Source organism: Acinetobacter sp. BEC1-S18-ESBL-01, from assembly GCF_014169935.1.
Lineage (GTDB): Bacteria > Pseudomonadota > Gammaproteobacteria > Pseudomonadales > Moraxellaceae > Acinetobacter > Acinetobacter pittii.
Map to the genome: position 1 here is coordinate 1,976,995 of NZ_AP022302.1, position 22,821 is coordinate 1,999,815.

Here is a 22,821-nt window from a genome sequence, read left to right on the forward strand (position 1 = left end):
ACTTATTATTCTTTGTTTATGTGTCAGTAAAGATGTCCAAAACTGTAAATCTCCCTGTGTCATATCGTATAAAAGTTTTCTATCGATTCTTGCTAGTTTTCGGTATGGGCTTTGCCTGTATGGCGTATTTAAGTCTTGGACTCACTGGAATTTTCCTTTTGAATCTGGACAAAGCTGAGGCTATCTATCTTTCAGCATTTATATCGATTTTATTTTACCTAGTCTTTGTAATTGTTAGTTTCTGCGTTCAATCATTAGTGCGACTGACCATTTTATCAATCGCACTATTTGCCCTTTTCTTTATTGTGACACGGACGGTGGGTTATGCATAAAGGTATACGTCAATCTATGGCATGGCTACACTCATGGACTGGCTTAATTTTTGGGTGGCTTGTATTTGCCATTTTTTTAATGGGGAGTTTGTCTTATTACCGCCACGAAATTAATTTATGGATGCAGCCTGCACTTGCCCAATATGAAGTAAAGCAAGATATTGCTATTAAAACAGCATATCAATATTTACAAGAAAACGCTCCAGACGCCAAATCTTGGTATTTAACAGTTGCAACACCAGAAAGTCCCCTCAACACTATGTATTGGGAAAAAGCTGACGGCGGTTATGGCAATGCCACACTTGATGCTAACACGGGAAAAGAGCTTCAACTTTCGGCGACCTTAGGCGGCGATTTTTTTTACCGTTTCCATTACCAACTTTTTGGAATTCCAATAATAGTTGGGCGATTAGTCGTATGTCTTGCCGCATTTATTATGCTGATTGCTTTGGTTTCAGGCATTATTACCCATAAAAAAATATTCACTGACTTTTTTACTTTACGTACATTTAAGTCTCAGCGTTCGTGGCTAGACTTTCACAATATTTCTTCAGTCGTTGCACTGCCCTTCTTTTTAACCATTACATTTACAGGCTTAGCTATTTTCTTTTATTTATATCTGCCTTGGGGAATGCAAAAACTTTACCCTGAAAACCCTTATCAATATTTTACCGAAATCCGCACAAAGACTGTGCTTGAGAATCAATCGATTCAACCTGCTCAAAACTTAGCGATTGAGAAACTGCTGAGCCAAGTTCAACAAAGTTGGGGCAACCAACCCTTATCAACAATGAGTGTAAAAAATCCAAATACCAATCAAGCTCAAATTACATTTATTCAAAAAGAAGATCGCACTATTACTCGTAATCAACCTCAAATTACATTAAATGCTTCAACTGGCAAAGTCTTGGCAGATACACGTAATAATAGTCCTATTGCCACGCTAAATGCGGGTGTTTATGGCCTGCACATGGCAACATTTGCTCAGCCTTTACTTCGTTTAGGATTCTTTTTCTCAGGCATTTTAGGCTGTGTAATGATTGCCTCTGGTTTGTTACTTTGGAGTCTTAAACGTCAAATTCAAAATAAGAATAGTAAGTTTCATTTCGGGCGCTACTTAGTTGACCGTTTAAATGTTGCGGCATTTGTTGGATTGCCTTGTGCAACTGTCGCCTACTTAAGCGCTAATCGATTATTTACAGTCACTTCAACCACAATTAATTATGAAATTTATAGCTTTTTCTTGGTTTGGCTAATCAGCTTAATCATTGCATTAATCACTAAAAAACAGCATTTGTGGCGAACTCAACTTAGCGTTTTTATTATGCTGTGTCTTTCACTTCCAATCTTAAATCTAATTTATTTACTTAAACATGAGTATGTTCAAAGCCTCAGTGATTATTGGACCTTTGCACGTGTAGATGTATTTTTGTGGATCTTCGCAGCATTAGCCATTTTTATATTCTGCAAGATTCAGCCTATCCAGCATAAAGCCTTAGAAAAAATTCAAAAAAAGCTGAATAAATTAAATACTGAGGTGAGCTCATGATTCTTATAGCTTTCATCTTAATTTTATTAGGGATGTATTTGTTGTTTATAGCGAGCGAGAAATATCGATCGCCGAAATCAACAGGTCATTTCAAATCATTAGCTCAAAAATATTACCGGCACTCTAAAATAGCTGCATTCATGCTATTTGGTTTATGTGCATTTATTCTTATTCAACAATATAAATTTTCAATTGGTTTTGTCAGTTGGTGGATCTTTGCAACGCCATTAACTTTTATTCTTATACTTTTAATTAACCCACTAAAGTCATCAAAATAATCATTTTCTTTAAAAAATGATGAAAAATAGTACAAGCTAAGCAAAATTTTCGTTGCTTAGCTTTTTTTTGCATAAGTAAATCATTATTCATGACAACTGTTTATCTCTAAAAGGAATAAGATATCTGCGTTTCGTGATAAGTGGCGATAAAGATGTCTGGTGCTTTTGAATTTATCTTAGCGGGTATGTTAGTTGGTTTCTGTGTAGGGATTACAGGAGTTGGTGGTGGATCATTAATGACACCAATTTTAATTAGCCTTTTTAGAATTGAACCTCATATCGCGATTGGTACAGATTTACTTTATGCTGCAATTTCAAAATTTTGTGGATCAATGGTTCACGCTCGAAAGCTCAATATTGTCTGGCCAATTGTTTTATGGCTAGCAGTAGGGAGTATCCCTGCATCTTTCATTACTTCATGGGTACTTGAGCATTATTTAAGCCAGTCAACACACTATAAAGCTGTATTAACCATGGTATTAGGCTTTATGTTGACCTTAACTGGTGTTTCCATCATTTTCCGTACGCGCATTGAGAAATTCTTTAATAAATTCAGATCTAAAGAAGTTACCCAAACTGAAAATGAGCAATTGGCAATCCATAAAAAACGTAGCTTTATCGTGATTATGGGAATCATTTTAGGTGTATTCGTAACTCTTTCATCAGTTGGTGCGGGTGCATTTGGAATCATGGCACTTGTGATTATGTTCCCGAACTTACCTATGATCCGAATTATTGGGTCGGATGTTGTACATGCAGTATTGCTTACCTTAGTGGCTGGCCTTGGACACATGAGTGCTGGTAACGTCGACTTTACACTTCTGATGTGGTTATTGGTGGGTTCAATTCCAGCAATTATTATTGGAACATTAATTAGCTCTCGTATGCCTGAACGTTTAATCCGAAAAATTCTAGGGATTACCCTATTTGCCCTCGGTGTTAACTTTATGGTTCATCCAGTCAAAGCAAAACCGAAAGCACCTGTGGTACAACAACAAGCAGTAGTTGCCGAAAAAAACAGGCAACTCGACTGAAAGATAGTAAAATCAATAGGATTTTTCCAATCTGAAATACCATGAGATGTAGTATTTTCATAATTATTTCATGGTATATTCAGTACACAAAACAACCTTTAGTATGATCGAACCAGTGACAGCAATGACTACACATTCAAATTCCGTTTCAAAGCCAGATATCGACGACGTTAATATTAAAAGCATTCAAACTCTTGTAACACCAAATGAGCTTAAGTCAGAACTTCCGTTATCTGATGTTGCTTCGCAAACTGTTCTAAAAGGCCGCGAAACTATTCGTAATATTTTAGATGGTTCAGATAAACGTTTGTTTGTTGTTATTGGTCCTTGCTCTATTCACGACCCAAAAGCTGCTCACGAATATGCTGATCGCTTAAAAGCGCTAAGCGAAAAGGTTAAAGATACCCTATATCTAGTTATGCGTGTTTATTTTGAAAAACCACGTACAACAATTGGTTGGAAAGGCCTAATCAATGACCCAGATATGAACGACTCATTTAACATCGAAAAAGGTTTACGTATTGGTCGTAAACTCTTGCTTGAGTTAAATGAAAAAGGTTTGCCATGTGCAACTGAAGCACTCGATCCTAACTCTCCACAGTACTACCAAGACTTAATTTCATGGTCTGCGATTGGTGCACGTACAACCGAGAGCCAAACTCACCGTGAAATGTCTTCTGGCTTATCTTCACCAGTTGGTTTTAAAAATGGTACAGATGGTGGTTTAACTGTTGCAACCAATGCGATGCAATCTGTTAAATATGGCCATAGTTTCTTAGGCCTAAATGAAGATGGCCAAGTTTCAATTATTAATACAAATGGTAACCCTTATGCACACGTTGTATTACGTGGCGGTAATGGCAAACCGAACTATGACGCTGGCTCTGTTGCGGAAGCAGAAAATGCTTTAGCAAAAGCAAAAGTGAGCAACAAAATCATGATTGATGCGAGCCATGCTAACTCAAATAAAGACCCGTACTTACAACCGCTTGTTCTTAAAAATATTACTGAACAAATTTTAGATGGTAACAAGTCAATCGTAGGTATTATGGTCGAAAGTCACTTAAAAGGCGGCCGCCAAGATATTCCTGAAAATCTTTGTGATTTAGAATATGGTAAATCAGTAACTGATGGCTGTATTGACTGGGAAACTACTGAAAAGACATTGCTTGAAATGCATGAAGTTTTAAAAGAAGTTTTACCAAACCGCTAATTCATCTTTTTAAGATTGAAAATTAAGCCCTCATTTTTGAGGGCTTTTTTATTTTTGGGTGAAATTCAAATCAAACTAAATAAAAATAACTCACACTAAAAGCAAAGAGTAGCACGGTTTCACTTAGCTCAATCGCTGCACCGACAGTATCCCCCGTAATACCGCCAATTCTTTTAATAAACAGATGTCTTAAATAAACCAGACTGATCAAAAAGCTAATAATGGCGATGAGCCCTTGCAACTCCCAATACAAAGGTAATAGTAGAACGAACCCAGTGATTATCCATGAAGTTGTATTAGGTAAGTGATCTGTCAAAGAACGCCCTAAACCTTTTTCACGTACATATGGTGTAGTTAAGAATAAAATAGATGGCACCACACGCCCAAGGATAGGAACAATGACTAAAAATAACGTTTGATGCTGTTCAATCAATACATAAACCAATGCAAATTTGAGCAAACATATGATAACTAAGCTGAGGACTCCAATTGGGCCACAACTTGGATCCTTCATGATTTGTAAAGTACGGAGTTTGTCTCCAAAACCACCTACCCATGCATCTGCCGTATCTGCTAGCCCGTCTAAATGCAGCCCACCTGTTAGCCAAATCCATAAAGTCATTATGATGGTAGCAAGCAAAAGAATGGGTAATTTGGCAAGAAGACAGGCAATAATAAAAAGTATGCCACCAATAATCAGCCCAACCAGTGGATAAAACAAAATAGCTCGACCATTTTGTTGCGCCGTCGGCATTGTCTTTAGCTCAATAGGCAGAACAGTTAAAAATTGCAATGCAATCCAAAAAGGTGTCATATCCAAGTCTCTAACTGGTCTATATTTAAAAGCAAATTGAATTATGAAGAAATAAAAATGGGAATAGCAATCCCTATTCCCATTAAAGACTTCAAAAACTGAAAATCTATTGCATTTGATAGCACTGTTTCAATTTGATGTAGTCGTAGTAAAAGCTAGTTGGCGTATAACGTGCATAGTTACATGCAGATTTGAACAAAGTTTCTTTTTCGTTATAAAGCATTTTAACCAAAGTAGAGCCTTGGCTATTTTGGTAAATATCCCATTGAACATTTGCCGACATAGGTGAAACTACTTCACCACGCCATGCGCTGGTTGAGTAATTATAAGTCTGACGTAGTGGTAAAGGCTGCATCATATTATGTAAATCTAGACTGGTTGCTAGAGGAATAATAATTTCAGCATGGGCAAAACGTAAAACTGCTTTGTATGGTTGAGCTTTATTTACAACCGCATCAACTTGTTGGAACAAGTCCTGTTTGAGTCCTTGGGCAATTTCACTCGTGACTTGATTTGACTCTGTGAAACTTGGACCTTTTTCATAAAAATCATTCGCATCATTAAATTCAGCATAAAATTTTGCAGCGTCTAACGACATATATTTATTAAAATCAATATCTTTCAACTCATCTTTCATACCACCAGAAATTGAATAGAGCTCATAAATATAAGCTGCTGCATCTACTGCACTAGCAATCGTATTTTTGCCCTTACCTTTTTCTGTAATTTGCTCACCTTTAGGTGAGGTGACTGTAAAAGATCCAGTGTTGCTAAAACTATAACCTGTTGTACCAAGTTTTTTAATAAAGTCTGCTTTAAAAATCGGGCTGAGCACTGTTTGAGCTGTTTTTTCAGCCTCGGTATTTTTCGATAACTCATCTAACTTTTGTGCTAAATCTTTATTATTTTCTTCAAAATCTTGATAGGCCTGGCTAGCATCATAAATTTTTTGTTGGCTAGCACTCAAGGGTTGAACTAAGTCTTCGTCTGCATTCAAACTATGAAAATAGAGTTTGAAACGATCAACGCCACCATCTTCAACACTTGGCACGCTTTCACTCGATAAATTGGTATAAGACAATGGAACAATTTTATCTTTCAGTGGCGGTCGTTGTTTGATGAGTTCAGCAGTGAAGAATTTTGCACTATCTACAGCACGATCCACTCCAGAACTTTGTACCAATATAGATGCTTGCGAGTTTAAAAGAGTTGGTAAGCGCTGTAATAAGCGATCGGCAATGCCGCGGTGTTCTAAAATACCAGTCATGGTTTCATTCCCATAACCGTACTGGCGGATCCCTTCCACACCATAACCTAATAAGATATTTGCCTTCATCATGGCTTCTAAATCAGCACCTAATTGCTCACCTAATGGTGTTAAGGCATTTTCTGCTTTTGCCTGTTTCCATAAATTATAAAGTGCCAAATCATATTTCAGACTTGAGAGACCTCTTGAACCGTGACGTGCCACTAGCTCTGTAAAAACTGGCTGGAATCCATTCGGTGTTTGTTCATAGTTTTTTATTTCTTGTTGCGGTTGGTAAGGCGTTTTTGTTTGATAATATTTTGATTGGTTTGTGGATGGTGCAGTTTGAGCTTCTTGATCATCATTATCGTTACACGCAACGAGTAATAGTGATGCGGCGAGCACAGTCATTTTAAATAAAATATTCATAAGTCAGATGAGTGGTTATAAGAAATGCCAATAGCTTAGTTTTTAGCAATGACAGTTCTATTACACAGGCTAAAATAATATTGTAAAAATAATAACTTACAAGTGTATAAAAATATAAAACTACTATCTTAATATAAAAGTTAATTGACCATCTGTTTCAGAAAATTCAAGAGAATATAATTTCCCAAGTTCTGCCGGCATTTTAAGTAAGTCATCTAGAGGCTGTTGTCTGGCTAAGCAAGCCAATAGCTTAATTACACCGCCATGAGTTATAACCAGTGCATGCTGTAAGTTTTGCTTTTGCATATGCTTCAGCAAATCTTGAAAGCCTTTAAGGACCCTTATTTGAAACTGGTTTAATGTTTCTGCGCGAGGTGGACAATATTGACTAGGTTTTTGCCAAAAATTTGCAAGTAATTCGGGTGAAGTTTCATAAATTTGCTGAGTTGAGACGCCTTCCCAATCACCAAAATACATTTCCTTTAAGTCATGATTTAGAAGTAAAGGCAGCTGAGTTGTCTTCGCAAGTTGCTCAGCAAAACAAGCACAACGCTTTAATGATGAACTTATAATGACATCCCATGCCTGATTAGTCACTTGCTCAATGGTTGACTGCATTTGCTGCCAACCTTTTGCTGTTAACTCATCATCTAAATGGCCACGTAAAGTATGGCTATATTGACTTTCGCCATGTCTGAGCAAATCAATTCTAAATTTACCCAATTTTATCCCCGCTTACAGCAGCTTGAGCAAAGGTAGCCATTTGGTTGTGTAATACACATGCCATTTTAACCAATGCCAAAGCAGCGCCAGCACCACTACCTTCACCTAAACGTAAATTCATTTTTAAAATCGGCTCAGCATTGAGTTCTTGTAAAATACGTTGGTGGCCATATTCTGCCGATTGATGGCCAAAAAGCATCCAGTCACGCACTTTAGAGTTCATCCGCACTGCGCATAAAGCAGCGACCGAACTAATAAAACCATCCACAATGATAGGTAAGCCCACCTGCGCACAGCGGATATAAGCACCTGTAATTGCCGCAATTTCCAATCCACCAACTGCACACAGTGTTTTGAACGCATCGCCAGTAACATGTTTATGGTGAAGTTCAATTGCCTTTTCAATTACTTCAATTTTATGTCTTAACTGATCGGCACCAATTCCTGTACCAACTCCGGTTAATTGCTCGGCAGTATCATTTAATAAAAGACAAGCTAAGGCAGAAGCAGAACAGGTATTTCCAATACCCATTTCACCAGCAATATAAATATCTACACCTTTAGATTTGGCCGTGTCTACACTGTTTTTACCTAACTCTAAAGCAGCACGACATTCATCTGCATTCATTGCAGCTTGTTTGGCAAAATTTGCTGTGCCGGCACGAATACAATGACGTTCAACCCCTGCATATTCATATGCTTCACCAACTGTACCGCAATCAATCACTTGTAAATGAGCTTGATGATATTTGGCAATGACACTAATTGCTGCACCACCAGTCGTGAAGTTTTGTAACATTTGACGGGTAACGGCTTGAGGATATGCAGAGATATTTTCTTCAACCACGCCATGATCGCCAGCAAAAACTGTAATCCATGGATGGTTAATGTATGGATGTGCATTTGACTGTAAACTGGCAAGCTTAACTGCTATCAGTTCTAGATCACCTAAAGCACCTGTAGGTTTGGTCAGTTGAAGCTGGTGTTGCTCAGCTTGTTGTTTTGCGTCCACATCAGGTTGCTGTACAGATTGTAACCACCAGTTCATTTTATTTCTCACCTTTTAAAATCATTGGAAAACCAGCCACACAAAACACAACCTTATCTGCAATTTGCCCTAAACTCTGATGCAGTCTGCCTGCTTCATCGACAAATCGACGACTAATCTCACCGAGTGGCACAACGCCTAAACCCGTTTCATTACTTACTAAAATAATTTCTGACTGAAGCGTGGGTAAAACTTTTAATAGTTGCTCACACTCAAGTTGTTGAACATTTTGATCTTTTAAAAGTAACAAATTGGTTAGCCAAAGTGTTAAACAATCCACAAGAATAATTTGATTAGGTCTATCAATTTTTTGCAGAATCTTTGCTAAATATAAAGGTTCTTCAACCAAGGACCAGTGAGAAGGACGCTGATTTTGATGATGTGTTATTCGACTTTGCATTTCAGAATCTAGCGCTTGCGCCGTTGCAACATAAGTGACAGCTAATTGCCTATCCATTGCCGTTTGTTCAGCCAGTCGGCTTTTGCCGGAACGGGCTCCACCCAAAATCAGTTGCAACATGAATCACCTAAAAACAAATGCTGATACGGATATAACTTACCTTGTAAAGTTTGAGCTTGATAATAACCAAATATTAAATGCTCAACTTTAAGGTCAAATTCAGCCTGTTTATATTGTACAGGTAATTCAGAAATTTTTTGTAAAATCAAATCACTACTATAGTCTGTTTTATACAACCCCAAAGTGATGTGCGGACAATATTCTAAAGCTGCAATTTCATTAGAAACTAAACCTAACTTTTGGCGTATCTGAAATAAGATATTTTCGGTATCTCCTATTTCTACAAATAGAGCACTACTAAAGCTATCGATTGAACCAATTTTTAAATGAAACGGAGCAAAATCTTCTTTTCTTAAGATTTCTTTTTGCTGCTCAAATTCACCAAAAATAAAGTCATCACTATAGACTTTGGTTTCGTGGTCTAAAAATCCACATATAAACAGCGTGATATGATATTGACGACTATTAGGTTCTAATAAGAATTCTGAAAAATGCGCGCGCAAGGCATCTAAATAATCAACTATTTTTTGATCATTAATTTCTAAATACCACAATGCATAATTTTGCCGTCCAAGATGCCATTCGGGATAATCACGTATAGATGTTGGCACCATGAACGTCGAGGGTTTTAGCAACACAGCTTTAATTCAAAATCATTCAATTTTTGTATTAAAGCATGTTTGCCTTTCAGTTGTAGAGCATAATTAAAAGAATTTAGGCATATTGAGTAGGCGCATTTTTTGAATTGGTAATATTCATGTTTAAAGGCTGTTTACCTTGTTCAGAGAATAAATATTGAACTAATTGCGTTAACTCAACTTCAAGTTGTGCTTTTTGAGCAGAACTCATATCCAGTTTTTTAACTTGCTCGTGTAAATGTTTAAATGCCTTAGTCTCTTTAATTTCTAAAAATTGAATCGCATAGGCATAACCTAAAGCAGCACCTTTTAATAGGTTTTTATAAGGCAAATCATAATTAATATTTACCTCAATTGATGCAATTACTCTTTCATTATGAGTTAATTTGCGAAGTGGATCTCTTGCCACTCTTTGACAAGGGTCTTTAAATGCATATTCACATGAGTCTAGAAAACTTTGTGCCATGCGGTCCAGATCTTTTGCATAATTAGGTAATACAATTGCAAGCCCTTGCTTTACTTCTCTAATTAAGTTTTCTGCAAACGCTTTAACTGAATGATCCCCCATTGCGACGCCAATAGAATCATAACCTAGTAAAGATGCGTACCAAGCAAGCATGGCATGCACGCCATTCCATAGTCGGTTTTTGATTAATTGAATATCTGTAATCTGATTCACCAAGACAACTTGACGCAACTTTTCAAGTAAAGGGCTGCCTTTTTCTACATAAATTGGCATATCCGTTTCGCTATGAAACAGAATCAAGTCCATGCTTTGTAATATATGGCCTGGCTGGAAATTACGGCGCATGTTATCGACATATAAAGATGCTTGGTTTTGCTGGTCTTGAGTCAGTTTATTACAGTCTTCAATTTCGATTTGTTCTTCGTATTCAACATCTTCTAAATGCTGTTCAAGGAAATTATGCTTAATACGAAGTTGGCGATATAAATTTTGATTAGATAATTTTGAAACCATGCGATTTACAACGGTGTCGCAAAAGTAATGTTCTTTTAAAATATGCTCAGTCACATCTTCATCGTTGGTCAATTCTAATAGAGCTTCTCTAAGATGTTTCATAACTAAATATTTCGCGCCGACTTTATTTAAAATAATTAGAAAAGTTAACGGCTCAATACATGTTTCAAGTGATGAGTTAAAACGTGCATATAGCCCTTTTGCGATTATTTTTGCCTCAACTTCGATGGCCTGTTCGGGTAAACACAGTGCGATCAAACTTGAATGGGTATACATCTCCAACATTTGTTGTTCATTTTCAGAATCAACAATGGTCATATTCTCAATACGTTCATCATAAGAAAATTGCCCATAGCGAATGCTATATGTTCCAAATGCATTTACGGCTTCTCGAAAAAGACTATTACGTGTTGAAGCAATAATTCTTTTTGGTTTTGTGTACCCATCCCAATGTGACAAGATTTGCGCTACATAACCACCGCCAATAGCACCGAAACCATGTATTCCCACTGTCAGTTGATTCAGACTTTGCGGAAAAGTTTCCTGCATTTCTGGCATGTCCATAACAGGGATAAATTGGTCGAGATCGGTTAAAAAGTCATACATCTGATCATAATAAAAATGTGCTTTTTCCAGCATTTCGTCATTTGGTTCTTTAATATCTTTTAATAAAATCGTTAAACCTTTTGAAGTGTGAGCTGAAGTTAAACCATTTTCAGAATCTTCAAACATAAGACACTGGTTAGCGTCCAAGTGAAGTTGACTAGCAGCTTTTAAAAAGATTTCTGGATGCGGCTTTCCTTGCTCTACTTCATCACCACAGGTAATCACATCAAAAAATTTATAAACATTCGCATTAATTAAATATTCTTCAGCAATTGCCCTACGGCTTGAAGTCGCAACAGCCATTCTTAAACCCGATTTTCGTAAACGCTCTAAAACTTGAACTAAACCCTTTTTGATAGGTACGCCGTGTTTTCGAATATATTCGAGTTCCATCTCATCAGCTTTTTTTCGAATTTCTTTATATGGAACATTTACGCCATATAGACGTTGCGCCAATTGCTCAGCAGTAGTTGCACTTAAACCTAAACATTGCATTAAATATTCGTGTGAAAACTCCTGTCCAATGAGTTCTTGAGATGCCTGTTGCAATGTTTGAAACCGTAATCGCTCAGTGTCAAACATTGTCCCATCCATATCGAAGATAGCTCCGTGAACAGGTTTTCCATGAAAAATAAGCACGTTTTTACCTCTTTTTTTGATCATGTTTTATTCAGGGTATACAAAAAAACGGCTAAAAAGGCAGGATGTTAATAAATGAAACATTAGTGGTTATTTTTTAATCAAAAATATAATCGATCTGTTACTGTGTAGAGTTAAATATCCAAAATAGTTGAAATGTATAAATAACTATGAAATTAACTTTAACTACAAAAGCAGCAGGCCATCCTCGCCTGCTGCTTTTGATTAGTTCTTTTTGTTGCGCTGATAGTATTTATTTTTCTTAGTTCCATTTACCGCTACTTGCACCCGCATATTTTTATAATGTCGCGCAGGTGTCACATACCAGGAATCAACTCACCTTTTTCAACACCATTGTTATTGGAGTCTCTGGTATAACTTTAAATCGCCTAAAACTTAGCATTACAGTAGTAGACGTTAATCTTAATTACTAGAACGTTTCTCAACCTTCAATATAGATAATGATAATCATTTGCATTTAATAATGCAAGTTTATTTTATTATTTTTTTAAATTTATTAAGGAATACCTATGATTTATAGATATTCCCTATCTCACTTCACATTAATAATTAAATGTATAACTGAGGCCGTAAGTACGTCCTTCAGCTGGTATACTTTCTACAAGACCATATACTTTTTCTGCTTGTTGACTATAGACAGTTCGATAGTCTCTATTCCAAACATTATATACACCAAAATCTATACGTCCTTTCCAAGCTGGAAAATGAGCCAAAACATCCATCGTGCTATAGCCTTTAATTTTTACAGCTGAAAGTGAACCATCTTTTACTGCTTCATTTGTACCTTTTATAGCAAGCATTTGCACACGAGCGCCATAACCCTCATCGCTACTCCATTCGGCAAAAACCGTACCTTTTATTGGTGAAACTTGAAAAGCATTCAATTCTTTCCATTTACCATCCGTATCTTTATATTGACCTCGCGTATAACCAAGTGTTCCCCCAACTTTAAACTCTTCCATAAATGGATAGGTCGCCGTTAGTTCAGCACCATATACACGCTGGTCTTTGTCCATAACCTCAGCAACAGTTTCTTTATTACTGTTCTTGTAGAATTGAACAACTTTGTCTGAGGTATTATAGAAACCCGTTATACCTAGATTTAGACTCTGCTCTCCTTGTAAACGCCAGCCTAATTCATAGCTGTTTACACTAATAGGTTGGATATTAGCGGTTGATATATTAAATGCATCACGCATCATCCGTTGTACATCTGGAAAGCTAAAACCTTGAGAGAAATTAGCAAATATTTGCTGCTCATCTGTTAATTTATATATCGTTCCCAAATTGAATAAAACAGCATCGTCATTTACAGATCCGCTTGGTTGTATCCCATTTTTAGTCGAATACTGTTCTGTTTCAGCTTTAATATATTGGTAACGAGTACCAGCCTGGACATTCATACGGTCTGTTAAAGCGTAATCACCTTGTATAAAAACGCCAGCACTTTGAATTGTTGTATTTGGACCGGCATCGGAAGTTTTACCTGTAGGTTTATAGGTCAAACCTGTATTAAATGCTGTGAAATGCTCGTAGTATTGATGATCTTTTTCATGTTCATAATCTAAGCCATAAGTTAGATTAAGCTCACGATTCATAATATTTAAATCACTTTGTACTGTTGAGCGCAGACCAGCCACTTCGATTTCAGATTGAGATTGTTTTGCTTCTGTACCTTCCCCTCCTAAAAAGACTGGAAAGAAACGAGCATCTTCTTTACGGTAATATCCTTCTAAATTTAAGACCTGACCTAAAATATCTTTATTTTGGTATTGAGTGTTGAATGCATAGCGCTCTGTAAAAGGCTGATTAGATATTTCTAAACCCTTTTTCCCAATATATGAGTTAGGCGCTCCTCCATAAATATAATTTTTCCCATAATCAAGACCATAATTCGTATCTTGTTCATCTTTATAATATTGCGAACCCAAACTTAGTGATTGGTTATCAGTTAAATCTATATTTATACGACTATTAATATCAATTGTATCAGTATCAGGACGGCTACCTTGCATAGGTGCTATAGCAATACGATCACCATGGCTATCGAACTGAGATCCGCGACTAGTGAAATTAGCCCCTAAAAAACCATTTACATTATCTTTATTAAATGAAATGGATTGGCCAATTTCATAAGCTAGACTATCACTCCGAAATGTATCGGAAGACGTAATACCAAGTTTAGTTTCAAAACTTACTGGTTTAGTCGAATCAGCACGTTTCGTAATAATATTAATAATCCCGCCGGTAGAACCTGATCCATAAATACTTGTAGCTCCTGAAAGAACTTCAATACGTTCAATCATGCCTGGACTAATACTATTTAGTTGCCGAGCAACATCGCGTGAGCCATTTTGCGATACGCCGTCAATCATAATCATGACCTCACGACCACGCATTGTTTGCCCATAGTTGGTAGTTGTTCCACTACTCACCCCAAGTGATGGAACCAACTGAGCCAATATATCGGCAATTTTTCGTCCAGCAGTTGCCTGTTGTTCAATTTGCTGCTTTTCAATCGTTTGAACTGTGCCTGCAATTTCAGCAATATTTTTGGGCGTCCTTGTCGCCGTCACTATAATTTTTTGCAATTGAGCTACAGGCTTTTGTGTCGGTTGATTATTAAGGGCTGCCTTTTCAATATTTGTATTTGCATAAACCTGCTGCGCAAATATTGCTGCTAGAGCAATACAACAAGGTTTTAATTTAAAATACCGTGATTCAGCACACATCAGATGATTTGAGTTAGCCCCAACCTTTTTGTATTGATGCATTTTCCCTTTCTCCAAACCCAAAAGTTATTAGATAGTTATAAGGCTCGGAATAATACTAAATATAAATAATAATGAGAATTGTTTTTATTAAAAAACTTGATTTAATACTACCTATCTTAAAATTAGTTAATTTAATGAGATAAGAAAAAGATTTATTTTACTCATCAAGTACATCAACAAATTGAGCATTTAAGAGTTGTGCTAGATCTTTCGGGTTTAAGCCAATATCTAGTCCCCGTTTTCCTCCACTCACATAGATTTTGCTGAACTCTTGTGCAGATGCATCAATAACGGTTTTTAAGCGCTTCTTTTGACCTAACGGACTAATCCCTCCGACCAAATATCCTGTTAAACGTTCAGCGTCTTTAGGATTAGCCATTTGCAATTTTTTACAGCCAAACGCCATAGCTACTTTTTTTAAATTTAATTGGTGATTAACTGGCAATACTGCAACAAAAAAATTCTTATCATCGCTAACCATCAATGTTTTGAATACTTCCCTTACATCTAAATTTAGTTTTTCTGCTGCTTCTAATCCAAAACTTTTAGCATTTGAATCATGTTCATATTCATGAATAGAAAATTCGATTTTATTACTTTTTAACAGTCTACATGCAGGAGTCATAATAAGTAGTGTTATAGATGAAATTATTTGGATTATAGTTTTTTTAGAAAATTTTTTAAATTTGCTTAGGCTATTTACAAGAATTACATAAAAAATCAAACAGCAACTGAATAAAAAATAATCTCAACTTGATATTCATGGCTCGACTCCATATATTTTATTTAGATTTAAGTCTGAGCTGACAATTTTATGAGTTATAAACACAACAATCTGATGGCTATGCGTCACCGTTTTTGGGATGAATCTTCAGATTATGTCTTAAATGAAAAGCAGTTTTTACAGCAGACGTTAATTGAACAAGGCATCTTTAATAATGCAACACTCGAGGATGTTAAGTATTTTTTCTATACCTTACCCAGCATTATTATTGTAAAAGCTCATGCACTTGGTTTTATGCATGATTCAGTCAAACAAATGTTATTACTGCATATTCAGTCCAATCGCCTTCACTTAATGCAAAAGTCTGAATTGAAGATCCAATTTAAAATGTAATTTAAGTTTTTGTGAAAGATCCGTTTTTACCCTAGTTTTACTCACCTGAACGCTGTAAGTTTCTTAAATTTTAAAATTGCTTAGGCTATTTTAAAGTTAATGAAATAAAGATAGCCATTTCGACTGATCATTCAGTCTGAGAGAACTATTTTAATACGCTCAAAACATGTAATATTCGTTACAATTTTAGATCACCAGCGTTTGGCTGCATGATGCGCATAGGATTCTATTTTCATGTCAAATCAGAAAGATAAGCTTAAGAGTTTAAAAACTTCTTCCATGGATCGACGCTTATCAATCGCGAAAGCTTCTTTACTTGCAGGAACACGTTGGGCAACTGCAAGTGCCTCTTCTTTATTTTCTAATGAGGAAGAAAAAGAAAAGAAACGCAAAAAAGCGATGAGCGAGCAAGCTAATTATCTGGTTTCTGAAATAGGTAAACTTAAGGGTTCTATTGTTAAGATTGGCCAAATGATGGCCCTTTATGGTGAACATTTTTTACCTGAAGAAATTACACAAGCATTAAACACCTTAAATAACCAGACAGTTGCTTTAGATTGGCCTGCAATTAAGCCACACCTTCAAGAGCAATTGGGCGCTAAATTAAATGATTTAACAATTGATCATGAGCCAATTGGTACGGCCTCTCTCGCACAAGTACACCGTGCAACGCGTAAATCAGATGGTTTAGAGTTAGTTTTAAAGATTCAATATCCGGGCGTTGCAAATGCTATTGACTCCGATATGAGCTTGTTTAAAAACATGCTTAAACTGACGCGTATGGTTCCACAAACCCGTGAATTTGATCAGTGGTTTGATGAAGTACGTGAAATGATGCATCGTGAAGTTGACTATGATGTTGAAGCTGCCACTACTCGTCGCTTTGGTGAACGCTTAAAAGATGATGAGCGCTATATTGTTCCTACAATTGTAGATGAATATTGCACAAATCAAGTGCTCTGCATGACTTTTGAACGTGGTGTGCCAATTAATAGCCCTGTGATGTTGTCATTACCTCAAGAACGTCGTAATCAACTCGGTGAAGCGTCATTAGAGATTGCGGTTCGTGAAATTTTTGAATGGGGTGAAATGCAAACTGACCCTAACTTTGGTAATTACCTTGTTCGTTTAGGTAATGGCCAAGACATTCAAGACAAAATTGTATTATTAGATTTTGGTGCTATTCGCCAGTTTGATGAACACTTGCTATCAGTTGCCCGTCAACTCATTCAGGCAGGTTATCAACATAATAAAGATGCAATGCTCAAAGCCATGACTGGTTACGAGTTCTTTGATGCGATGCCTGAAAGTATTAAACCAGGTATGGCTGATGTCTTTTTACTTGCAACAGAAGCATTCAGTACTCCTGCAAATAACCCAGATATGCCCGCTGGTCTTATGGATGAACACGAACGTTATGACTGGAAGAAAAGCCAGCTTCATAGCCGTGTTATGCAACAAGCTAGTAAATCAATGGCTTCACGTTATTTTTCAGTTCCGCCAAAAGAGTTTATGTTTATTAGCCGTAAATTCATTGGAGCCTACACATTTATGACGGTTATTGATGCAAAAACCAATGTGCGACGTATGATTCGTAACTTTGCTTGATTTAATGAAAGACTAGAATGATTCCATGTCATTCTAGTCAATCCTTCTCGGCTCCTCAACATTACAATTATTTTAAATAAATAAAATCAAAAACTTATAATTTTCTTATTTTCTATTTACCATTTATCTACTCATTTTTCGAATGTCAGTAACGACATAGTTTTTTAATATAAGGCGTGTCAGCATAAAACAATAACAATGTGTTAGGACACCATAATCATGACAAGTATGATCAATAAAGCTCAGGGTTTGGGTTTATCGCTGATCACCAGATTGGCTGGAAGCGATGTACTTGATCAACTCAAGTTGCGTAAATTTGTTGAAAAATCTCTTTATCAAGGTTCAAAAGCTGGCTTTAGAGCATTAACGCAGACTCAAAAAGCGTTTAAGCCCAAACAAATCTCTCAACAACGTTTACCTCGCCAACAAAAAAATTTATTTGATTTAAGTCTAACCGAAGAACAACAAATGACTTCTGAAGCAATGTCTCAATTTGCTCAAGAGGTTTTATTGGGGTTAGCTCATGATGCTGATCAGGAAGCTCGGTTTCCTGAAAGTCTTTGGCAATATGTTGAAGATTTAGGACTTAACTATTATGCACTTCCAGAAGCACTCGGTGGAGTAGCAGCTGAACAAAATATCGTTAGTAACTTATTAATTGCTGAAAAACTAGCTGAAGGTGATTTTAGTCTTACAGCAGGATTACTCAGTACATTTAGCGTTATTAATGCAATCACACGTTGGGGTTCTGCTGAAGTTCAGTCGATGTACCTACCATGTTTTGCAGAAGACTCAGACATTACAGCAACTTTTGCTGTTCAAGAAACAACTCCAGCATTTAACCCTTATGTTTTAAAAACAAAAGCATCACTTGAAAATGATCAGTTTTTTATTGATGGTGAAAAAACATTAGTGATTTTAGGCGATTTAGCTGATGTATTTTTAGTAAGTGCAGACTTTAACGGCAAGCCAGACGTATTCGTCGTGCAGTGTAATGAAACAATTTCAATAAAAAACACTCCGGCCATGGGTCTTAAAGCGACAGAAACAGCAACTCTTCGCTTTAATCACACTCCTGCTCTACGTTTAGGTGCAACAGATTTTGATTACACAGCCTTTGTAGATTTAGGCAACTTAGTGTGGTGTGCAATGGCTGTAGGTACATGTGAAGCTGTAAAAGCTTACTGTATTAAATATGCCAATGAACGAACCGCGTTCGGTGAACCTATTTCACATCGTCAAAGTGTCGCTTTCATGATTGCAGATATGGCAATTGAAATTGATGGAATGCGTATGTTGATTTTAAATGCAGCAAGCCTTGCAGAGTCAGGCAAGCCATTTCACCGCGAAGCTTACTTAGCCCATCTACTTTGTGCTGAAAAATCCATGAAAATTGGCACAGACGGTGTGCAAATTCTTGGTGGACATGGTTTCACAAAAGAACATCCTGTTGAACGTTGGTACCGCGATTTACGGGCTACTGCAATTTTACAATCTGGCTTACATGCTTAAAAGATCAATCAGAGGATACTTTAATGAATTTACAAAATCCTAAAAAATTCAAAATGATGATTGATCAAGCACATGATGTTGCGATCAATGTATTACGCCCTATTTCTCGCAAATATGATAAAGCTGAACATGCATATCCAAAAGAACTTGATATGCTCGCCTCTCTCATCGATGGCATGAATGAAGGTGGTGAAGGAATTAATGCTGGTGCTGCGGGTGCTGGAAAGCGCGGTGATACCGACAATGAAGGTATTCGCAATGGAACCAACATGTCGACCGCTCTTGGAATTATTGAGATGTGTTATGGCGATACAGGCTTATTACTGAGTATGCCTCGTCAGGGCCTTGGAAACTCAGCAATTGCTGCTGTCGCAAATGATGAGCAATTAGAACGGTTCAAAGGAACATGGGCAGCAATGGCCATCACCGAACCGGGTTGTGGCTCCGACTCTGCCGCTATCCGTACCACAGCAACCAAAGATGGCAATGACTACATTCTAAATGGTGAAAAGATTTTTGTGACCTCAGGTGAACGAGCAGACTCTGTCGTTGTTTGGGCCACACTTGATCGCAAACTTGGCCGTGCAGCTATTAAATCATTTGTGGTACCCAAAGATACGCCTGGCATGAAGGTCGAACGTCTCGAACATAAATTAGGAATTAAAGCATCAGACACAGCAGTCATCAGTTTTATTGACTGCCGTGTACCAGCAGAGAACCTTTTGGGTAATGCCGAAGTGGATGTTGCTAAAGGTTTCGCCGGAGTAATGGAAACTTTTGACAATACACGCCCTCTAGTTGCAGCAATGGCAATCGGTTGTGCGAAAGCTTCACTAGAGCGTATTAAAGAGATTTTTAAAGATCAACTTGATCCTGACTACTCGACTCCCTATCTGCATGCTTCTAACCTTGCAGCACAAATCTACCGCATGGAGGCTGAATGGGAAGCTGCTCGTCTGCTCATGTTAAAAGCAACATGGATGGCTGATAACAAAAAGCCAAACTCTAAAGAAGCTTCTATTGCAAAAGCAAAAGCAGGTCGTGTTGGTAACGAGATCACTTTAAAATGTGTCGAGTTAGCAGCAAGTGTTGGCTATAACGAAGACGAACTACTTGAGAAATGGGCACGTGATTCAAAAATTCTTGATATTTTTGAAGGTACTCAGCAAATTCAACAATTAATTATTGCGCGTCGTGAGCTTGGTAAATCTTCAAGTGAATTAAAATAAGAGCATCGCAAGCGAGTTTAAATTCCCTTGCTGCTTAGTACTACCATCTATAGGCAAAATAAAAACCCTCTAATCACATGATTAGAGGGTTTGGTATTTCAGGAATATATATTATTTATTCAACTTTTATGTTTCTAATGATTGATCTACTGCACCAAATTTTTTGAAGATTTTTGCACGTCTTTTTGGTGAAATATTCGCTTTATTCAAATCACCTTTATAGTGATCAAAAACTCGCTTATCCATTATTTTGAACCACAACGAAGGAATTAACGCAGGTAATAACATACTTGCATAACCACTTGGTAATTCTGGTGCCTCATCAAAATGACGTAATGCTTGGAATGGACGAGTCGGATAAGCATGATGATCTGAGTGACGCTGCAACTGGTACAGAAATAAGTTTGTTACTACGTTATTGTTGTTCCAGCTATGCTCTGGCATTGTGCGCTCATATTGACCATTTTCTTTTTTCTGACGTAATAAACCATAATGTTCAATATAGTTAATAATTTCAAAAAGACTAATGCCATAAAATGCTTGTGTCGCTAAATATGGAATTGTACTTTTACCAAAAATTCCAACCATAGAGGCATGAAAAGCAGCACTCATTCCCCAGCCTTGTAATAATTCATTATCTGCTGACCAGAACTCTTTTCCTTTACGTTTTAAACGATTCTTCTCAATTTCAATTGCAGACTTAAAAGAACCTACAACTGTACGTGGCCAGAACTCATAAAATGTTTCGCCCATACGTGAAGAAGCCGGATCTTCAGGAGTTGCTGCACGTTTATGGTGTCCATAAGGATGTTCGATACGGAAATGGTTATAACCTGTAGGAACCAAAGCAAGATGAGATAAAATATGATCAATACGATCATGCTTATGGCTTAATTCATGGGCTGTATTAATTGCAATACCATTAATTGCACCCATTGAAACACCGAGCAAAATTTTATCAATGAATGACGTGGTTTTACGGCTTGTTAAATAACATGCATAAACATTTGCAGCATATTGCAGTGGAATAAAACTCTTCACAAGACGTGAATAATATGGATCTTTTTCTAAAAGCTTAATTTCTTCATCAGTCGGATTACGTGCATCCTTCCCAATAACAGTATCAATTGCAGGGATCACAACATGTAATAAAAGTGGACCACCTAAAGCGAAAACTTTTTTTAATGGGCGTGGGCCAAAATGGTAACCAGCTAAAATACCTAAACCAATTACAGGTAGGGCTGGACTAATCATCCATAAAAAGCGCTTACGATCTATCTCACGCATAGACGCTGGCACTGGCATAAGTTCTTGCTGAACATTTACTGGTGCATTCATAGTCATATTTCCTTTTTCTATATATCTATATAGTTAAAGAAATAGTACTTACTTAACAGTAGTAACCGTCCAAAAAACCTATTTCAAAGTCTTTGGCATTTTCTTCCACTTTTTTGTCCTAAAAACACATGTTGATCTATTCTTATACCTCACTATAATTTTATTAAAATAATGATTGATCATTTAAAGATGGATGCACTAAGTAAATTTTTTGATGATATTCACCTTAATAAGTCTGAATACATCTATTTAAAAGCACAAGGAGAATGGGCTTTTAAAACACAAGATCAATCTGCTTTACTTGCCTATATTGTTTTAACTGGTTCAGTATATATTCAACTTAATACGTCAGAAAAAATAATTGCGACAGCTGGTGATATTATTTTAATTCCTTCTGGAAAGGCACATAATGCCACCGACTCAAAATCAACAGCAACTAAATTAGTAGATTCATTAGATATTACTTCACTTTTTAACGGTCATAGACAAGACGCGATCGAGTTTGGCACCTCCTCTTCAGATAAAACATTATTACTGTGTTTGCGCTGTCAGATCGATACTCATATGGCAGGCCCTTTGATTAATGCATTACCTTCGATCATGCATATTCAGCACGAAAATCAAACCAACCCACCCGAATGGCTACAAATTGGGCTTTATTTTTTAGCAATTGAAACTCAAAAAATCAGGCCGGGACATGACAAAATTATTGATCATTTAGTCAGTATTCTTCTCATTGAATGCATTCGTGATCATGTTCAACAAATGACAGATGAACAAAACTGGCTAAGTGCGTTAACCCATCCTGAATTGAGTAATGCCCTATCTGCTATTCATAGCCAACCAGAAGTCGCTTGGACAGTTGAATCTTTAGCAGAACAATGCTGTATGTCACGGTCCAAATTCGCAAATCTATTTAATAGTATTATTGGCGAACCACCTCTAACTTATTTGCAACATTATCGTTTTCGTTTAGCAAGTCAGTACTTACGCACAAGTAATTTTTCAATTCAGCAAATATCAAACAAAGTCGGCTATTCATCCGAGACTGCTTTTAGTCAGGCCTTTAAAAGAATTTTTGATTTATCACCTAAACAATATCGACAGCAATATATAGAACATCCTCTCGATTAATAGAAAATAAAAAAAGCGCCGAAGCGCTTTTTTTATTTGA

20 protein-coding genes and 1 pseudogene are annotated in these 22,821 nt (G+C 36.8%); 10 read left to right on the plus strand and 11 right to left on the minus strand.

Annotated elements, in window-relative coordinates; translation table 11 throughout:
• Positions 1 to 32: 32 nt before the first annotated feature.
• From H7R46_RS19310 to H7R46_RS09265, 3 genes are read left to right on the plus strand one after another with little or no spacing between them, the layout of a single operon-like run.
• Complete coding sequence (locus H7R46_RS19310; protein ID WP_025469821.1) at positions 33 to 332, plus strand: hypothetical protein; 300 nt, start codon at positions 33 to 35, stop codon at positions 330 to 332.
• Complete coding sequence (locus H7R46_RS09260; protein ID WP_005069403.1) at positions 325 to 1,881, plus strand: PepSY-associated TM helix domain-containing protein; 1,557 nt, start codon at positions 325 to 327, stop codon at positions 1,879 to 1,881. Before H7R46_RS19310 ends, H7R46_RS09260 begins: the two co-directional genes overlap by 8 nt.
• On the plus strand, positions 1,878 to 2,159 hold the full coding sequence (locus tag H7R46_RS09265; RefSeq protein ID WP_005069405.1) for a hypothetical protein: 282 nt from the start codon (positions 1,878 to 1,880) through the stop codon (positions 2,157 to 2,159). Before H7R46_RS09260 ends, H7R46_RS09265 begins: the two co-directional genes overlap by 4 nt.
• Here the strand turns inward: H7R46_RS09265 and H7R46_RS09270 are convergent.
• Positions 2,134 to 2,250: a hypothetical protein gene (locus H7R46_RS09270; RefSeq protein ID WP_002122212.1), complete on the minus strand. Its 117-nt coding sequence runs from the start codon at positions 2,248 to 2,250 to the stop codon at positions 2,134 to 2,136. The two genes, H7R46_RS09265 and H7R46_RS09270, sit on opposite strands and share 26 nt — an antisense overlap.
• Positions 2,251 to 2,311: 61 nt before the next feature.
• On the opposite strand from H7R46_RS09270, the pseudogene H7R46_RS09275 reads away from it, so the two are divergent.
• Positions 2,312 to 3,200 (plus strand): annotated as a pseudogene (locus tag H7R46_RS09275) (sulfite exporter TauE/SafE family protein).
• A 96-nt stretch (positions 3,201 to 3,296) separates the two neighbouring features.
• Positions 3,297 to 4,406, plus strand: coding sequence for a 3-deoxy-7-phosphoheptulonate synthase (locus H7R46_RS09280; RefSeq protein WP_002122179.1), 1,110 nt, complete (start codon positions 3,297 to 3,299; stop codon positions 4,404 to 4,406).
• A 70-nt stretch (positions 4,407 to 4,476) separates the two neighbouring features.
• On the opposite strand, the gene H7R46_RS09285 is transcribed toward H7R46_RS09280, so the two are convergent.
• From H7R46_RS09285 to ybaK, 9 genes are all read right to left on the minus strand, one after another.
• Positions 4,477 to 5,220, minus strand: coding sequence for an adenosylcobinamide-GDP ribazoletransferase (locus H7R46_RS09285; RefSeq protein ID WP_005069410.1), 744 nt, complete (start codon positions 5,218 to 5,220; stop codon positions 4,477 to 4,479).
• Between the two features lie 106 nt (positions 5,221 to 5,326).
• Positions 5,327 to 6,895, minus strand: a complete 1,569-nt coding sequence (locus H7R46_RS09290; RefSeq protein WP_005069411.1) for a histidine-type phosphatase — start codon at positions 6,893 to 6,895, stop codon at positions 5,327 to 5,329.
• 123 nt (positions 6,896 to 7,018) lie between these two features.
• On the minus strand, positions 7,019 to 7,618 hold the full coding sequence (locus H7R46_RS09295; protein ID WP_002122157.1) for a histidine phosphatase family protein: 600 nt from the start codon (positions 7,616 to 7,618) through the stop codon (positions 7,019 to 7,021).
• Positions 7,611 to 8,666, minus strand: a complete 1,056-nt coding sequence (cobT, locus tag H7R46_RS09300) for a nicotinate-nucleotide--dimethylbenzimidazole phosphoribosyltransferase (protein ID WP_005069414.1) — start codon at positions 8,664 to 8,666, stop codon at positions 7,611 to 7,613. Before cobT ends, H7R46_RS09295 begins: the two co-directional genes overlap by 8 nt.
• Position 8,667: 1 nt before the next feature.
• Positions 8,668 to 9,186: a bifunctional adenosylcobinamide kinase/adenosylcobinamide-phosphate guanylyltransferase gene (gene cobU, locus H7R46_RS09305; protein WP_005069416.1), complete on the minus strand. Its 519-nt coding sequence runs from the start codon at positions 9,184 to 9,186 to the stop codon at positions 8,668 to 8,670.
• Positions 9,174 to 9,800, minus strand: a complete 627-nt coding sequence (locus H7R46_RS09310; protein ID WP_005069417.1) for a 2'-5' RNA ligase family protein — start codon at positions 9,798 to 9,800, stop codon at positions 9,174 to 9,176. The genes cobU and H7R46_RS09310 overlap by 13 nt, the downstream gene beginning before the upstream one ends.
• 100 nt (positions 9,801 to 9,900) lie before the next feature.
• On the minus strand, positions 9,901 to 12,048 hold the full coding sequence (gene mtlD / locus H7R46_RS09315) for a bifunctional mannitol-1-phosphate dehydrogenase/phosphatase (RefSeq protein WP_005069420.1): 2,148 nt from the start codon (positions 12,046 to 12,048) through the stop codon (positions 9,901 to 9,903).
• Positions 12,049 to 12,611: 563 nt separating this feature from the next.
• Complete coding sequence (locus H7R46_RS09320; RefSeq protein ID WP_005069424.1) at positions 12,612 to 14,843, minus strand: TonB-dependent receptor; 2,232 nt, start codon at positions 14,841 to 14,843, stop codon at positions 12,612 to 12,614.
• A 157-nt stretch (positions 14,844 to 15,000) separates the two neighbouring features.
• Complete coding sequence (ybaK, locus tag H7R46_RS09325; protein WP_005069426.1) at positions 15,001 to 15,468, minus strand: Cys-tRNA(Pro) deacylase; 468 nt, start codon at positions 15,466 to 15,468, stop codon at positions 15,001 to 15,003.
• 189 nt (positions 15,469 to 15,657) lie between these two features.
• Here ybaK and H7R46_RS09330 point away from each other — a divergent pair, with 189 nt between their 5' ends.
• The 4 genes from H7R46_RS09330 to H7R46_RS09345 all read left to right on the plus strand — a co-directional run bounded on the left by H7R46_RS09330 (position 15,658) and on the right by H7R46_RS09345 (position 20,309).
• Positions 15,658 to 15,960, plus strand: a complete 303-nt coding sequence (locus tag H7R46_RS09330; RefSeq protein WP_005069428.1) for a hypothetical protein — start codon at positions 15,658 to 15,660, stop codon at positions 15,958 to 15,960.
• 234 nt (positions 15,961 to 16,194) lie between these two features.
• Positions 16,195 to 17,568: an ABC1 kinase family protein gene (locus tag H7R46_RS09335; protein ID WP_005069430.1), complete on the plus strand. Its 1,374-nt coding sequence runs from the start codon at positions 16,195 to 16,197 to the stop codon at positions 17,566 to 17,568.
• Positions 17,569 to 17,796: 228 nt separating this feature from the next.
• Complete coding sequence (locus tag H7R46_RS09340) at positions 17,797 to 19,080, plus strand: acyl-CoA dehydrogenase family protein (RefSeq protein ID WP_086260950.1); 1,284 nt, start codon at positions 17,797 to 17,799, stop codon at positions 19,078 to 19,080.
• A 23-nt stretch (positions 19,081 to 19,103) separates the two neighbouring features.
• A complete protein-coding gene (locus H7R46_RS09345) occupies positions 19,104 to 20,309 on the plus strand; it encodes an acyl-CoA dehydrogenase family protein (protein ID WP_005069433.1) in 1,206 nt (401 codons plus the stop codon).
• Positions 20,310 to 20,435: 126 nt separating this feature from the next.
• Here the strand turns inward: H7R46_RS09345 and H7R46_RS09350 are convergent, their stop codons facing one another.
• Positions 20,436 to 21,647, minus strand: a complete 1,212-nt coding sequence (locus H7R46_RS09350; protein ID WP_005069435.1) for an alkane 1-monooxygenase — start codon at positions 21,645 to 21,647, stop codon at positions 20,436 to 20,438.
• Positions 21,648 to 21,836: 189 nt separating this feature from the next.
• Here H7R46_RS09350 and H7R46_RS09355 point away from each other — a divergent pair, with 189 nt between their 5' ends.
• Positions 21,837 to 22,781, plus strand: a complete 945-nt coding sequence (locus H7R46_RS09355) for an AraC family transcriptional regulator (RefSeq protein ID WP_025469824.1) — start codon at positions 21,837 to 21,839, stop codon at positions 22,779 to 22,781.
• Positions 22,782 to 22,821: the final 40 nt, after the last annotated feature.